The sequence below is a fragment of the Methylosinus sp. LW4 genome, from assembly GCF_000379125.1.
Classification (GTDB): Bacteria; Pseudomonadota; Alphaproteobacteria; order Rhizobiales; family Beijerinckiaceae; genus Methylosinus.
Window position 1 is genome coordinate 2633053 of sequence record NZ_KB900626.1, and the last position, 14694, is coordinate 2647746.

Consider the following 14694-nt stretch of genomic DNA (forward strand, 5'->3'; position numbering starts at 1 on the left):
ATCACGGCCCTCTTCTAGCAGGCGCGTGTAATGCTCTCGTGTGAGTCTCTTGACGGGGGAATGACAGGCCTTTCGCCCGGCGCGGCTTTCGCCCGGGACGAAAGCTTAGTAAAGTCGCGCCGCAATTTCGGCCGGCGCGGGGAGCCGGTCCCCAATCGAGGACAAAAGACGTGACAGGGACATTGGATACGAGCGGGCGCGCCACGGCGAGCGTCAATGCGCTGGCGGGCGAGATCGTCGACAGGCTCGTCGCGGGCGCGGAGCGCTATCGCCTCGCCGTTTCGCGCGGAAGCCTCGGAGAGCTCTTGATCGACGCCGGCGCCAAGGTCGCGGGCGGCATCGACGCGGGCCTGCTGCTCACGGAAATCTGCCTCGGCGGCCTCGGCAAGGTCACGCTCTCGCCGGCTCCGGGCCAGAAGAACTGGCCCTTCTGGCTCACCGTCTCCAGCAATGACCCGGTCGTCGCCTGCCTCGCCAGCCAATATGCCGGCTGGAGCCTCTCCCATGAGAAATTCTTCGCGCTCGGCTCCGGCCCCGGTCGTTCGCTGGCGCGCAAGGAGGCGCTGTTCCAGGAGCTTCCTTACAAGGACTCCGCCGATCGCTCGACCATCGTGCTCGAGGCCGGCGCGCCGCCGCCGGAGGCCGTCGTCGCCAAGGTCGCCAATGATTGCGGCGTCTCTCCCGACAAGCTCGCCTTCGTCTATGCGCCGACTCAGAGCCTCGCCGGCAGCGTGCAGGTCGTCGGCCGCGTGCTCGAGGTGGCGCTGCACAAGGCGCATGAGCTGAAATTCCCGCTCGAGCATATTGTGGACGGCATAGCCACCGCGCCGCTGTCGCCGCCTCACCCGGATTTCGTCACGGCCATGGGCCGCACCAATGACGCGATCATCTACTCCGGCCGCGCCCATCTCTTCGTGCGCGGATCGGCGGCGACGGCCAAGGAGCTGGCCGAGAAGCTGCCGAGCTCGACCTCGCGCGACTATGGACGGCCTTTCGCGGAAATTTTCAAAGCGTATAAGGGCGACTTCTACAAGATCGACCCCAGCCTGTTCTCGCCCGCCGAGGCGATCGTGACGGCAGTGGAGACAGGCGAGACTTTCCGTGGCGGAGCCATCGACGAAAAACTGCTCGAAGCCTCTTTCGGCTGAGCCCGCGCGCCCCCGCGAGGGGGCGCCGCGCATCGCGATCTTCACCGACGAGCTCGACTGGCATGTCGAGCGTCTCATCAAGGGCTTCGCGCGCCATGGCGCGCGGGCCGTTCCCGTGCGCCTTTCCGCCTGCAAGATCGACACGGCCCGGCCGCAGCTCATCGCCATTCCGGGCTTTCACGGCGCGCTGCCGGACGCCGCCGTCGTGCGCGCCATCGGCGACGGCTCGCTGGAGACGGTCACGTTGCGGCTCGGCGTGCTGCACGCGCTCGGCGCGCTCGGCGTTCCCCTGGTCAATAGCGCCCGCGCGATCGAGCGCTGCACCGACAAATCCGCCGCGAGCTTTCTGCTCGCCGCCGCGCGCATTCCGACTCCCGCGACCTTCGTGACCGGCTCGCGCGCCGAGGCGCAACGCATCATCCGCAACGAATGCGGGCTCGCGCCGCTGGTGCTGAAGCCTTTGTTCGGCGCGCAGGGCTGGGGCCTGAAGCTCATCCGCCGCGAGGAGGATCTGCCGACGACGGAGGAGGCGCGCGGCGTCTTCTATCTGCAGCGCTTCGTCCCGCCGCGGGACGTGTGGTACGAGGATATGCGCATTCTCGTCTCCCATGGCGAGATCATCGGCGCGATGCGGCGGCGCTCGCGACGCTGGATCACCAATATCCGCCAGGGCGCGAAGCCCGCTCCCTGCGAGCCGAGCGCGCGCGAGCGCGAATTGGCGCTGCGCGCCGCCGCCGCGCTGGGCGCGGATTTCGCCGGCGTCGACATCATCAGCGGCGCCGACGGCCTGCCCATGGTGCTGGAGGTCAACAGCATGCCGGGCTGGAGCGGGCTGCAGAGCGTGACCCCCTATCAGATCGCCGAGCGCATCGCCGGCGACATAATGACGGCGATCGCCGCCGCCGCGCGCCGCGCCAATGGCTGAGCCGCTTTCGGAACAGATCGCGCGCGCTTTCATCGCCGCCTGCGAGGACGAGCTCGCCGCGCCCAAGCCCGGCAATGTCCATATATATGCGCCCGGCCATGGCATGGAGGCGCAGGACTTCATCGCCAGCGCCGCCGCCGCGGCTCCCCATCTCGCCGCAGCGGACGCCAGCGTCGGCGCGCGCATCCTCGGAGCGGTGGAGGCGACCTGGGGGCGCGTCGGCTGCAACACCAATCTCGGCATTATTCTCCTCTGCGCGCCACTCGCTCACGCCGCATTGCGAGAGGGCGAGGGCGGGCTCGCGGAGAAGCTCGCCGCGACTTTGGACTCGCTCGATTCGTCCGACGCCGATCTCGCTTTCCGCGCCATCTTGCGCGCCTCGCCCGCCGGATTGGGCTCCGCGCCGCAGCACGACGTCGCCGCGCCGGCGCAAATCTCGCTGCGCGAAGCCATGGCGCTCGCCGCCGAGCGCGACCTCGTCGCGCGGCAATACGCCAATGGATTCGCTGATATTTTCGGTCTGGGCCAGGAGGCGCTCCGCGGCGCGCGCGCGCGTGGGCGCGACCGCGAGACGGCGACGCTGCTTGTCTTCATGACTTACGCACGACATTTTGCCGACACGCATATCCAGCGGAAATTCGGCGAAAAAGTCGCTCTCGAGACCTTGACGCGCTTTCAAGAAGCGGCTTCTCTTCTAGACGCCGCGCACGACAGAGATTCCATGTTCCGCATCGCGTTGGAGCTGGATCATTCTCTCAAAAAAAGCGGCTATAATCCGGGCGCCTGCGCGGACCTGACGGTCGCCGCGCTTTTTGTCGATTATCTCCTCGCCATCTTGCCGAACGTCCACAAAAATGGTTGAGTTCGCGCCGCGCGAGATGGTCTCGCGACCGGCTCGTCCGGCTCGGCCGCATTTCGGCCTGACGCCGGCGAGGAGAGGGAGGCGCCCGCGCCGGCAGCCGCGTGGGCGATAAGTCGAGTTTATCGAAAGGAAGAAACATGGCCCTGATCAACAAGCTCCTGGTTGGCGAGTCGCTCGTCGGCGAAGGCAATGAAGTCGCCCACATCGACCTGCTGATCGGACCGCGCGGCAGCGCGGCCGAGACCGCCTTCGCCAACGCGCTCGTCAACAACAAGGACGGCTTCACCACGCTGCTCGCCGTCGTTGCGCCGAATCTGCTGGCCAAGCCGAACACGATCCTCTTCAACAAGGTCACCATCAAGAACGCCAAGCAGGCCGTTCAGATGTTCGGACCGGCTCAGGCCGGCGTCGCCAAGGCCGTCGCCGATTCGGTCGCCGAAGGCGTGATCCCGCTCGCCGAGGCCGATGACCTGTTCATCTCCGTCGGCGTGTTCATCCATTGGGAAGCCAACGACGACAAGAAGATCCAGGAGTACAACTATCAGGCCACGAAGGAAGCCATCGCGCGCGCCGTCAAGGGCGAGCCGAAGGCCGCCGAGGTCGTCGCCAAGCGCAACGACGTCAAGCATCCTTTCGGCGCGAACTGAGCTCACGCTCGTTCGGCCGGCGAGCGTCGGCGCGCCTCGCGCGCGTCGTCGCCTCGCTGCGATGCGGCGCCCCGTCGCCGGATATTCGAGGAGCCGTCCGCGGCTCCTCTTCGTCGACTCGAATTGAAGCGAATCGATCCGCGGTCGGCGCGTCACCAGTCGGCTTCCTGACGGAAGTTGCAGCGAGATTGGGGGGCCTCGCGCAGGCCGAGAACAACGCCGCCAAGGCGTGACGAACAGACCGAAAGGAAATCGAATATGGCTTCGATACTGGATAAGATTCTGGGCGCCCTCTTTCCGAAGGCCGGCTCCAGCTCCTCGACCCCCAAGCTGCTGGTCGGCGAATCGCTCGTCGGCGAAGGCAATGAGGTCGCGCACATCGACCTGCTGATCGGACCGCGCGGCAGCTCGGCCGAGACGGCTTTCGCCAATGCGCTCGTCAACAATAAGGACGGCTTCACCACCCTGCTCGCGGTGGTCGCGCCCAACCTTCTGGTCAAGCCCTACACCATCCTCTTCAACAAGGTGACGATCAAGAACGCCAAGCAGGCGGTTCAGATGTTCGGCCCGGCGCAATATGGCGTCGCCAAGGCCGTCGCCGACAGCGTCGCCGAGGGGATCATCCCGATCGAGCAGGCCGACGACCTCTTTATTTCGGTCGGCGTGTTCATTCATTGGGAAGCCAATGACGATCAGAAGATCCAGGACTTCAACTATCGCGCCACCAAGGAAGCCATCGCCCGCGCGCTGAAGGGCGATCCGAGCGCCTCGCGCGTCCTCTCCGAGCGCGTGACCGCCAAGCACCCCTTCGCCGCCGCCGACTGAGGCGCGAACGATATTGCGATAAATCAAAGAGGAGCCGCCGCCCGCGGCTCCTCTTTCTGTTTCAGCGGCGCGCTCATTGATCGACTCGGCGCAGCTCCCCCCTCTCGCCGCGCGCGGCTATCGGATTCCCGTCTCGCGAAACTCTGCAGCCGTCCTGGCCGGGCTTGTCCCGCCCATCCACGCCAAGCAGCTGAGAAGCCGACGGAAAGCGCTCGCTATCAAAGGATGACGCCACGGCCCGCGTCGTCGGAGGGTCAGCGTTCCCCTGAGCTTTTTAGATGCCTCGGCCTCCTGGCGTGGGTGGCCGGGACAAGCCACGCCAAGCGGCCGAGAAACCGAAGGAAAGCGCCAGCCGTCGGCGGTATTTCATCCCCAGCGCGCGCCGCCGGAGTTTCGGCGACACGCCAAATTCTCGAGCCGCCTCGGCCCGCGCTGGCGTGGATGGCCGGGACAAGCCCGGCCAAGACGCCGTGGGGCGCGGAGGATGTGTGCATTCGATAGCCTCGAGCGGGGAGAAGGCCGCGCCGAGCGATCAGACAAGCGCATCACATGGCGCGACGCAGCTCTTGCGCCGACAGCCGCCCGTCATGCAGCGCCGAGGCGACGAGAACGCCGGCGACGCCGAGGCGCGTCAACGTCTCGAGATCGCGCGCGTCGCGCAGGCCGCCCGCGGCGTAGATTTCCCGACCCGGCGCGCGGCGCGCCAGCGAGGACAAAAGCGCGACATCCGGCCCGGCGAAAGCGCCGACGCGCGCCAGAGTCATGGCGATGACTCGCGGCGGCCAGAGCCGTGGATCGTCGAGCAGCGCAGGCGGCCCGAGAAATTCATCGCCACGAAAATCCAGCGAGAGAATAGAGCGCGCCTCGCGCGAGAGATCGGGCGCGACATTCCGCGCGAGGCTCTCGCTGCCGATGACAGGAAAGAGGTTGGCGAGCCTGAAGGCTCGCGGTCCAGGCGCCGCAATGGACCGGGCGCCGTCATCGACCCAGAAGCCGACTTGCGGAAAGCTCCGCGCCAGCGCCTCGATCGCCGCGCCATGATCGCCACATCGTTCGATCGCGTCGAGATCGGCGATATAGATCGTGTCGAAAGCAAAGAGCCGCAGAAATCCCGCGACGATCGCCTCCGGCGCGCTGCCGACGGCGAGCGGCGTGACGATCGGCGCATAGGAAGCGCGCTCGCCCCGAAAAGCGCGCACGACATGGCCGCCTTTGAGATCGATGACGGGGATGATCCGCATGGGCGCGAATTATAGGGGATAAGCCGCCCCCGCGCGACGGAGACGGCGCGATTTGAAATTCCGAGGGGCGGCAGGAGCGGGCATTCGTCCGATAGTTCCATATGGGTCGCCCCGCGCAAGCTCACCCGCCATCAGCGCGAGGAGGGCTCTTGCAGCCCTTGCCAAAGGGACGACGACGCAGGCAGACTTGGCCGGCCGTTTCAACATCAACCGCAACACAATTTCGAGGCTTGAACCTTGATAGACAGCGAAGAGCTCGACTCAGCCGTTGAGGCTCATCAACGCAAGCTTATAGAGGCCGCCGGAACGCTCGTGGCCGTGCAGCAGGTGTGTGGCGATAAGGTGCGGGAGCAAACAAAAAGTGCCTACAGGCGGTTGACTGACGCTCACCTGCTAGTGACGGGAGTACTTGGAGCTGCGTTGCTACGGATCAATGGAATTGTAAAGCCTAGCACCAATAATAGCCAGGAGCGCAATGCTTTGTTTGCGGCATTTGTTATTGGGACTCCTACTTGCGAGAATACAATTAAGGAGGGGAGGTATTTGCAAGCTAGTTGTCTGTTGCGGCAAGAGATGGAACTGTTCGCACAGATCAAGGCAGTGAGAGCTGGACAGCGCGAAGAGAAACGACGGTCTCCCAATATCTCGGCGCTCAAAGACAGCGGCTTTGGGGAATCGCTAGCGCGACTGTATGACGAGCTGTCCGCTGCCGCGCATGCTTCGAAGCACCATATCGTCAGGTCCGTGACCGCGTATGAAGTTTCTGGCGATGATCTCCCCGGCCCAACCAGCGGGACACGTTACTTCCCTGAGTTTGACGAAGGTTGCGCCCGTCGATCCTTCAGTTTGCATCTGTTACTGACTGTTGGGATCATTGAAGAGTTCGGTATTGCCCTTCGTGAAAATGGTGACGGCGAGGGGTTGAGCGAAGGTGAGATCGAGGCCGTCAATTTGGCTTTGGATTTAATGAAGGCAGAGGGGATGATTGAGATTAGTGTCTAGAGCGTTTCCGTGAAAGCTTGGAGCTTGAGTTAATGCATACAAGTAACGCACTCTTCTGCTTATTTTTAGCCGCTCTCGTCGTAACCGCTTCAGCGCAGGTTATGAACTATCTCTGCATCGACCCCTGCCAACGAACGACCAAACGGAAATTTGCACTCTGCTTGGGGCTTATCGCCATCGTTCTGTCTGGAGTGTCCGGTTATAAGCTGGCCGTCGATTGGAGTGAGTTGCCAAATTCCCCCGAAGGTTTGCGATCTGGCGAGCTTTGGAACGACGGCGGCATTCCAGCCATCGTGCCGAAAGTTCCATAATGCGCGTTACGGGTCCTGCAACAGGTAAAGCCTTTGCAAGAGTGAAATTTTGTCTCGGATCTGAATGACCACTTCAGGTCACAGTTCTCACTTCCCCGTCGATCCCCCGTCCAACCCTGCGCCCCCCGGCGTCCTGGCCGGGCTTGTCCCGGCCATCTCCTGTGTCTTCTGTCAAGCGGGGGCGTGCTTCCATGGCTTGTTTTCTTTCGCAATGGCGTTGAGGACGACGAGCATTTTGTGCATGACGGCGGTCAAGGCGACTTTTCCCGGCCGTTGATTTTGAGTGACGAGGCGTTCGTAGAAGGCCTTCATGACCGGATTCCAGCGGATTGCGGCGCGGGCGGCGTTGAAGAGAACGCGGCGCACGCCGGGTCGTCCATGGCCGGTCGTCGCCCGAAAGCTGCGTTTTCCACTTTGCCTGGTCACCGGTGCGAGGCCAACGAGCGCGGAGATCTCTTTTCCGGTCAGTCGGCCGAGTTCAGGAAGCTCGCCGAGCAATGTATGCACGGTCACCGGCCCGACCCCTTTGAGGCTTCGCAACAGCCTGGCGACATTCGCGAGCTCAGCGGATTTTGCGATATGGGCATCGATTTCCGTTTCGATGTCGTCGCAAGCTTTTTCGAGCATCGCGATGAGCGTGGCCAGCGATTGGCGCACGACATCATTTTCGGCGATGGCGGCGCGGCAACGCTCGGCCTGCAAGAGATCGACGAGCTGGCGCCGACGCGCCGTCATTTCCCGCAGCGCGCCGTCGCCTTCGACGAGAGGCCCGAGGCCGCGCGCCGAGAGCTCGCTCGCGCCGAAAGCCGCCAGCTGCCGGGCGTCGATTTGGTCGGTCTTGGCCTTGGCGCCGCGGCGGGCTTTGAACGCCGCGATCTCGTTGGGGTGAGCCCTGGCGAAAGCGACGCCGGCGGCGAGCAGGCCCGCGCGCAAGGGGCGTTCGTAGCCGCCCGTCGATTCGAAGACGACGAGCGTCGGCTCTCGCCCGAGCCGCGCCAGAAAATCGGACACGGCGGCTGTCGTATTTTCGATACGCTCGACGTCGGCGCGATCGTGCCGAGCGATGTCGAGCCAGTCTTTCGAGACGTCGACGCCAATGTAACACTTGTCAGTCATGCCAGCCCCCGGCAAAATGACAGATGGGTCCACACGCCGGATTGCATTCGGGCGAAAGCCCCTAACTCCTGTTCGCGTGAGCGACCGAGACGCTGGCGGTTTCAAGATGGCCACGGTCGCAAAGACCAATCCACGCCCCGAGGGACCGCCAGCGTCCAAGTCTCGCAAGAGACGATGCGATCATGCAATCCACGCCAGCGCGCGCCGCGCCGTGGCAGGGTCTGGCGTGACGGCGAAGCTCTGGCGCGCCTGCTGTCGGTCGTGGGCGCTTTCCTTGGTCTCTCGGCTCCTTGGCGTGGATGGCCGGGACAAGCCCGGCCAGGACGCGGCGCCCTTGCGGGACAAAGCGCTCCGGCCACAGGGCGTCCGTGAAGGCGCCCGTCGTGCGAGCGTGTGAGGAGGCGCGCATTCGAGGCGGACGCCATGGAGCGTTTCGGGACGCTCCGAAACCACGATGCTTCTTCGCGCTGCGGCCGAAAGGGGTCGGAGCGTCCCGAGCCGCCCCTCCTCCCCCGCCGCCGCGAGGCGCCGGGCGCATCGGCGCGCCTTTGCGGCGCGCGGCGAAAAGGCGTAAACGAGGCCCGTCGCTCACAGCCGCAGATCGTTCCCCCATGAAGACTTACCTTTCCGCCGCCCTCGCTCTCGCTCTCGCTCTTTCTTGCGCTGGCGCGGCGCATGCGCAGCCGCAGGCGGCTGGGCAGAGCGATTGGCCGTGCCGTCAGGTGAAGGTGCAGAGCGTCGCCGTCGCCGGCGTCTGGACCGGCCCCTCGATCGACGGCGCGAAGGCCTGGCGCGAGGAAGCCGCGCTCGCCGAGCTCGTCGCCCGCGTCAGCGCACGGCGCACGCCGCTGGAGACCGCGCAAAAGCTCGTCTCCGACTTCGCCGCAGCGGCCGGCGCCGTGCGCAAGGAGCGGCTGACCGCCCTTTTCGCCGGCGTCTATGACACGCTCGAGGCCGAGCGCCGCGAGGTGCTCTCCGGGCTCGACCGCTATGGCGCCAAGCAGAAGCTGCTCGCCGAGCGGCTGCGCGAGGAGACGCAGGCGATGCGCGCCGAGCAGGACAAGCCGACGCAGGACGCGCAAAAGATCAAGGACGCCAGCGAGGCGCTGCAATGGGATCTACGCATCTTCGACGAGCGGCGCCATGCGCTCTCCTATGTCTGTGAGACGCCCGCGCTGATCGAGCAGCGGCTCGGCGCGCTGGCGCGCGTCATTGAGGCAGCGATCGATTAACGCTCGGCTTCGATGAGGGGAAACGGCTCCCGCCCCCTCCCCAGCCCTCCCCCGCTGCGCAGGAGAGGGAGCAGATTTGGCGCTTCATCGAGGCGCCGCGTAGCGCTTTTCGCTCGAGGTTTCGCGCCGCTCGGCGCCATGGAGAATTGCGATGCAGGATCACAGAGCCGCGGCTTCGCATCATCTCGTTTTCGCCGAGCGCTACGCCGCCGGCAAGGAGCGGCGGCGCTTCGTCGCGCGCGAGAGCCTCGCGGATTTCTCGCCCGTCGAGCGCGACCCCACCGCGATTCTCGCCGCCACAGACGAAGGCCGCGTCGCCTCGCTGCTGCCCATTCGCTATGAGCGCATGGCGCATTCGCCGTTCAGCTTTCTGCGCGGCGCCGCCTCCATCATGGCGGAGGATCTCGCCGCTCTGCCGACGCCGGGCCTCGCCGCGCAATCTTGCGGCGACTGCCATTTGATGAATTTCGGCGCGCTCTTGTCGTCGGAAGGCAATGTGCTCTTCGACATAAACGATTTCGACGAGACATTGCCCAATGTCGATTTCACCGTCGATCTGCGGCGCCTCTGCGCGAGCTTCGCCGTCGCGGCGCTAGACGCCGGCCGCTCGGAAAAGCGCGCGCGCCAGGCAGCGGAAATCGCCGCGCGGGGCTATCGCCGGCATATGCGCGGCCTCTCGCATCTGTCGCCGCTGAAGGCGTGGCGCGACCGCATCGATCTCGTCCATGTCGCGGATGGGCTGGACGAGCGGCTCGCGCGCAAATTGCGCGGCCTCGTCGCGGCGACGCGGCCCGATCGCGAGGACGATAATTTCCCGCATCTCGACTCGACGCCGCTGGGCCTGCGCATAGAGGAGCGCCCGCCGCTCATCTATCACATCGGCAATGGCGGCTGCGACGCCACGCGTTTCGACATACCCGCGACCTTCGCGAGCTGCGGCGCGACGCTCAATCCAGAAGTGGTCGCGCTGCTGCGCCGCTATGCGCTGACCGATACGGCTTTCAAGGTCGTCGGCATCGGCAGCGTCGGCACATTCTGCGCCATCGGCCTCTTCGCCACCGCCGACAACGAGCCCTTGTTCCTGCAATTGAAGGAAGCGCGCCCCTCCGTGCTGGCGCGGCTCGCGCCCGAGGCCGCCGCGCAATGGAAGGACGCCGAGGGCAAGCGCGTCGTGCATGGCCAGCGCGTGATGCAGGCCTCCACCGATCTCTTTCTCGGCTGGGCCAAGGACGAATCGACGGGCCGGCATTTCTATGTGCGCCATTTGAAGAATCGCCGCCTCGGCTCGGTGGCGGAGCTGTTCGAGGAGCATGCGCTCGACGATTACGCCGCGCTCTGCGGCAGCGTGCTGGCGCGCGCCCATGCGCGCTCCGCCGATCCTGCGATCATCTGCGGCTATATGGGCAAGAGCAGCGCCTTCGACGACGCCATGGCCTCTTTCGCCATGCTCTACGCGGCGCGCAACACTTGCGATCACGCGGAGTTTCTGGCCTGGCGCGCCAAGGCGAAAAACGAAACGCAAGGGAGCGCCGATGAGGCGTGATTGCTCGCGGTCCTATGCGCGCCCTGGACCGCGAGCCTTCAGGCTCGCTCTCGATACAAAGCGAAATGGCGGAGCAAGTTTCTCATGACGGACTCGACACCGAAGCTGCGCGTCATCGTCGAGGATGGCGTCGCGCGCATCCTCATCGACAACGCCGAGCGCCGCAACGCTTTCGACTTCTCCATGTGGCGCGCGTTGCCGGCGCTGCTCGCGTCTCTCGACGCAGACGAGACCGTGCGCGTCATCGTGCTGACCGGCGCGCCGTCGCTGCCCTTCTGCTCGGGCGCCGATATTTCGGAATTCTCCACCGTGCGCGCGACGGCCGAGGGCGGCCGCGCCTATGAGCAGGCAAATGTCGAGGCCTTCGACGCGCTGTCGCGATCGAGCAAGCCGGTCATTGCGGCGATCGCCGGCTTTTGCATGGGCGGCGGCATGGGGCTCGCGGCCGCTTGCGATCTGCGCATCGCGGCGGAGGCTTGCGTCTTCGGCATTCCGGCGGGACGGCTCGGCGTCGGCTATCCGCCGGAGGCGATGAGCTATGTCGTCGCCGCCGTCGGCCCGCAGAACGCCATGGATCTCTTCTTCACCGCACGGCGGATAAACGCCGAAGAAGCGCGCGCCGCGGGCTTCGTCTCGCGCGTGCTGCCGAAGGATGGATTCGATACGGCGATCATGACGATCGCGCGCGGGATCGCGGCCAATGCGCCGCTCACTCTGCGCGCCGCCAAGGCCGCGATAAGACGCGCGGCGGGATTGCCGCATGCGCTCTCGGCGGAAGATTGCGAGAGGCTCGCCGCGGCCTGTTTCGACAGCGCCGATTACGCGGAAGGCCGCACGGCCTTTCTCGAGAAGCGCGAGCCGAAATTCAAAGGGAGTTGACATGAGCGCGCCGCTCACGCTCACCGATGTGGAAGCCGCAGCGACGCGCATCGCCCCGCATGTGGAAGCGACGCCATTGCTCACGGCGCCGCTGCTCGATGAGGAGATCGGCTTTCGCCTTTTGGTGAAGGCGGAAAATCTTCAGCCGATCGGCGCCTTCAAGCTGCGCGGCGCCTTCAATCAGCTCATGCAGCTGACAGAAGAGGAGCGCCGCCGCGGCGTCATCGCGGTTTCTTCCGGCAATCATGCGCAGGCCGTCGCCTTCGCCGCGCGCGCCCTCGGCGTTTCCGCGACGATCGTGATGCCGCGCGACGCGCCGCGCGTGAAGCTCGAGCGCACAAAGGCGCTGGGCGCGCGCGTCGAATTCTATGATCGGCTGAGCAATGATCGCGATGCGATGACGCGCCGCCTCGCCGAGCAGGAGGGCTTGCGCTTCATTCACCCTTACGACGATCCGCGCACCATCGCCGCACAGGGAACCATCGGCCTCGAAATATTCGCGCAGACGCGCGCGAAAGACATTGCGCCGGATGCGATCATCGCCTCCTGCAGCGGCGGCGGGCTCGCCTCCGGCATTGCGCTGACCTTGCCGCTCTTCGAGCGCGCGCCGCAAATGTTCACGGCGGAGCCGGCGGGCTTCGACGATATGCGCCGCTCGCTCGAGAGCGGCGAGCCGCAGGCCAACGCCGCGCTCACCGGCTCTATCTGCGACGCGCTGCTGGCGCCGACTCCCGGTCGCCACACGCTGCCCATTCTGCTCGCCTGCGGCGCTCGAGGGCTCGCGGCGAGCGATGCGCAAGTCGAAGCCGCGATGCGCATCGCCGCCGAGCATTTCCGCATCGTGCTGGAGCCCGGCGGCGCGGCGGCGCTCGCCTGCGCGCTGATCGAGCGCGAGCGCTTTGTCGGCAAGACCGTGGTCGTCGTCGCGTCCGGCGGCAATGTCGATCGCAAGGATTTCGCGGCGATTCTCGAGCGTTCGAGCTGAGCGAAGCGCCCCCTCCCTCACCCTCCCCCGCTATCGCGGGAGAGGGAAGCGGCAATCGCTACGCGAAATCTCCATGAAGCGCGCAATCAGCCCCCTCTCCCGCGCAGCGGGGGAGGGTTGGGGAGGGGGCCGTCGCCGCGCATCACTTGCGACGTGGGCCAGCCACGCTCTTCCTCACGCCGCGCGCCGGCCCTGCAGGGACTTTCGCTTTCTCCGCCGGCGCGGCCTCCGCCAAAAATCCCTCGAGCGCGCGGGCGAGTCGGCGGAACGTCTCCTTGCGCGCGGAGGAGACGCGAAAGACGAGGCCGATGCGGCGGAAGGGCGCCTCGCCCGAGAGCGGCCGCACCACGAGATCGAGCCCGCGCAATATTCCGGCGTCCAGCGCCATTTGCGGCAGCAGCGTCACGCCGAGCCCATTGGCGACCATTTGCGCCAGCGTATGCAGGCTGGTGCCCTGGAAGGCCACATTGCGCCGCGCGCCCTCGAGCGCGCAGGCGGCGAGCGCATGATCGCGCAGGCAATGGCCCTCCTCGAGAAGCAGAAGATCCTCGGCCGCCATGTCGTCATGGCCGACAGAGGCGAGACGGCTGAGCCTGTGGCCCGGCAGGCAGACGACGACGAAAGCGTCCTCGCCGAGATCGATCGTCTCCATGCCGCGCGCGGGATAGGGCAGCGCCAGCACGGCGGCGTCCAATTCGCCGGCGTCGAGACGCGCCAGCAGAGGCTCGCTCTGCTCCTCGCGCAGATAGAGCTTCAGCTCTGGAAAAGCGGAGCGCAGCCGCGGCAGCACGCGCGGAAACAGAAACGGCCCTATGGTCGGAATGACGCCGAGCCGCAGCGGCCCGGACATTGGCGCCTGGGCGGCGCGCGCCAGTTCGACGATATCCTGCGCCTCGCGGAGAAGCGTGCGCGCGCGCTCGGCCAATTCGCGACCGACCGGCGTCGGCGCGACCTTGCGCTTGGTGCGCTCGAAGAGACGCACGCCGAGCAATTGCTCGAGCTCCAATATTCCGGCGCTGAGCGTCGATTGGCCGACGAGGCAGACCTCGGCCGCGCGGCCGAAATGCCGCTCGTCCACGACGGCGACCAGAAAACGCAGCTGCCTGAGGGTGGGCAAGACCGCCATCCGCGCAGCATAATCGTTAAATTCGATTATTGAAGCCTGTTTTTTTCGCTTTTATCGATAGTGAAACCCCTCTAGTTTCCCGGCGTCTTCCCCGAAGGCCGGCGGGACCCACCCGCCTCCCGCGCGCCTTCACTACTCGAGGAGAAAATCGCATGTCTCTCATCGGCTCCGAGATCAAGCCGTTCAAGGCCACCGCCTTCCACGCCGGCAAGTTCGTCGACGTCACCGAAGCCACGCTCAAGGGCAAGTGGTCGGTGTTCTTCTTCTATCCAGCCGACTTCACCTTCGTCTGCCCGACCGAGCTCGAGGACCTCGCGACCAACTACGCCGCCTTCAAGGCGATCGGCGTCGAGATCTACGGCGTCTCCACCGACACGCATTTCGCGCATAAGGCCTGGCACGACACCTCGCCGGCGATCGGCAAGATCGAGTATCCGCTGGTCGGCGACCCGACGCTGACGCTGAGCCGCAATTTCGACGTACTGATCGAAGAGGCCGGCCTCGCCGACCGCGGCACTTTCGTCATCGATCCCGACGGCAAGATTCAGATCGTCGAGATCAACGCCGGCGGCGTCGGCCGCAACGCGCTCGAGCTGCTGCGCAAGGTCAAGGCGGCGCAGTATGTCGCGGCGCATCCGGGCGAGGTCTGCCCGGCCAAGTGGGAAGAGGGCCAGAAGACCCTCGCTCCCTCGCTCGATCTCGTCGGCAAGATCTGATTCGGCGAAATCTGATTTCGCTTCACGCCCCCGGCCGGTCCGCCGGCCGGGGGCTCCTCCAGGCCATCGAAAATTCCCCCGCCTCATCCTGAGGCGCTTTTTGCGGAACGCAAAAAGCCTCGAAGGATGCTCCAGC

14 protein-coding genes are annotated in these 14694 nt (G+C 65.7%); 11 read left to right on the top strand and 3 right to left on the bottom strand.

Going from position 1 to position 14694, the window contains the following annotated elements; genetic code table 11:
- The first annotated feature begins 170 nt into the window (after window positions 1–170).
- From mch to fae (METLW4_RS0113225), 5 genes are all read left to right on the top strand, one after another.
- Window positions 171–1148 (top strand): methenyltetrahydromethanopterin cyclohydrolase, encoded by a 978-nt coding sequence (gene mch, locus METLW4_RS0113205; RefSeq protein WP_043331845.1) that lies wholly within the window; start codon window positions 171–173, stop codon window positions 1146–1148.
- On the top strand, window positions 1102–2073 hold the full coding sequence (locus tag METLW4_RS0113210) for a RimK family alpha-L-glutamate ligase (protein ID WP_018266690.1): 972 nt from the start codon (window positions 1102–1104) through the stop codon (window positions 2071–2073). Before mch ends, METLW4_RS0113210 begins: the two co-directional genes overlap by 47 nt.
- Window positions 2066–2935 carry a triphosphoribosyl-dephospho-CoA synthase gene (locus tag METLW4_RS0113215; RefSeq protein WP_018266691.1) on the top strand — a complete coding sequence of 290 codons (870 nt, stop codon included), beginning with the start codon at window positions 2066–2068 and terminating at the stop codon, window positions 2933–2935. The genes METLW4_RS0113210 and METLW4_RS0113215 overlap by 8 nt, the downstream gene beginning before the upstream one ends.
- 137 nt (window positions 2936–3072) lie before the next feature.
- Entirely contained in the window at window positions 3073–3582 is a 510-nt protein-coding gene (fae, locus tag METLW4_RS0113220) for a formaldehyde-activating enzyme (RefSeq protein WP_018266692.1), read from the top strand.
- A gap of 258 nt (window positions 3583–3840) precedes the next feature.
- Entirely contained in the window at window positions 3841–4407 is a 567-nt protein-coding gene (gene fae / locus METLW4_RS0113225; RefSeq protein ID WP_018266693.1) for a formaldehyde-activating enzyme, read from the top strand.
- 545 nt (window positions 4408–4952) lie between these two features.
- Here the strand turns inward: fae (METLW4_RS0113225) and METLW4_RS0113230 are convergent.
- The gene (locus METLW4_RS0113230) at window positions 4953–5648 is read right to left on the bottom strand and encodes a HisA/HisF-related TIM barrel protein (RefSeq protein ID WP_018266694.1); all 696 of its coding nucleotides are present in this window, start codon (window positions 5646–5648) and stop codon (window positions 4953–4955) included.
- Window positions 5649–5885: 237 nt separating this feature from the next.
- Between METLW4_RS0113230 and METLW4_RS0113235 the strand changes: the two genes are divergently transcribed.
- A complete protein-coding gene (locus METLW4_RS0113235) occupies window positions 5886–6650 on the top strand; it encodes a hypothetical protein (protein ID WP_018266695.1) in 765 nt (254 codons plus the stop codon).
- A gap of 482 nt (window positions 6651–7132) precedes the next feature.
- On the opposite strand, the gene METLW4_RS0113240 is transcribed toward METLW4_RS0113235, so the two are convergent.
- On the bottom strand, window positions 7133–8077 hold the full coding sequence (locus tag METLW4_RS0113240; RefSeq protein ID WP_018266696.1) for an IS110 family transposase: 945 nt from the start codon (window positions 8075–8077) through the stop codon (window positions 7133–7135).
- A 611-nt stretch (window positions 8078–8688) separates the two neighbouring features.
- Between METLW4_RS0113240 and METLW4_RS0113245 the strand changes: the two genes are divergently transcribed.
- From METLW4_RS0113245 to METLW4_RS0113260, 4 genes are all read left to right on the top strand, one after another.
- Entirely contained in the window at window positions 8689–9309 is a 621-nt protein-coding gene (locus METLW4_RS0113245; protein WP_018266697.1) for a hypothetical protein, read from the top strand.
- A 151-nt stretch (window positions 9310–9460) separates the two neighbouring features.
- The gene (locus tag METLW4_RS0113250) at window positions 9461–10852 is read left to right on the top strand and encodes a DUF2252 domain-containing protein (protein WP_018266698.1); all 1392 of its coding nucleotides are present in this window, start codon (window positions 9461–9463) and stop codon (window positions 10850–10852) included.
- A gap of 84 nt (window positions 10853–10936) precedes the next feature.
- Entirely contained in the window at window positions 10937–11731 is a 795-nt protein-coding gene (locus tag METLW4_RS0113255; RefSeq protein ID WP_026191487.1) for an enoyl-CoA hydratase, read from the top strand.
- Window position 11732: 1 nt separating this feature from the next.
- Window positions 11733–12716: a threonine ammonia-lyase gene (locus METLW4_RS0113260; RefSeq protein ID WP_018266700.1), complete on the top strand. Its 984-nt coding sequence runs from the start codon at window positions 11733–11735 to the stop codon at window positions 12714–12716.
- A gap of 142 nt (window positions 12717–12858) precedes the next feature.
- Here METLW4_RS0113260 and METLW4_RS0113265 read toward each other — a convergent pair whose 3' ends face one another.
- Window positions 12859–13842 carry a hydrogen peroxide-inducible genes activator gene (locus METLW4_RS0113265; protein ID WP_018266701.1) on the bottom strand — a complete coding sequence of 328 codons (984 nt, stop codon included), beginning with the start codon at window positions 13840–13842 and terminating at the stop codon, window positions 12859–12861.
- A gap of 152 nt (window positions 13843–13994) precedes the next feature.
- Here METLW4_RS0113265 and ahpC point away from each other — a divergent pair, with 152 nt between their 5' ends.
- The gene (gene ahpC / locus METLW4_RS0113270; protein ID WP_018266702.1) at window positions 13995–14558 is read left to right on the top strand and encodes an alkyl hydroperoxide reductase subunit C; all 564 of its coding nucleotides are present in this window, start codon (window positions 13995–13997) and stop codon (window positions 14556–14558) included.
- The last annotated feature ends 136 nt before the right edge of the window (window positions 14559–14694 follow it).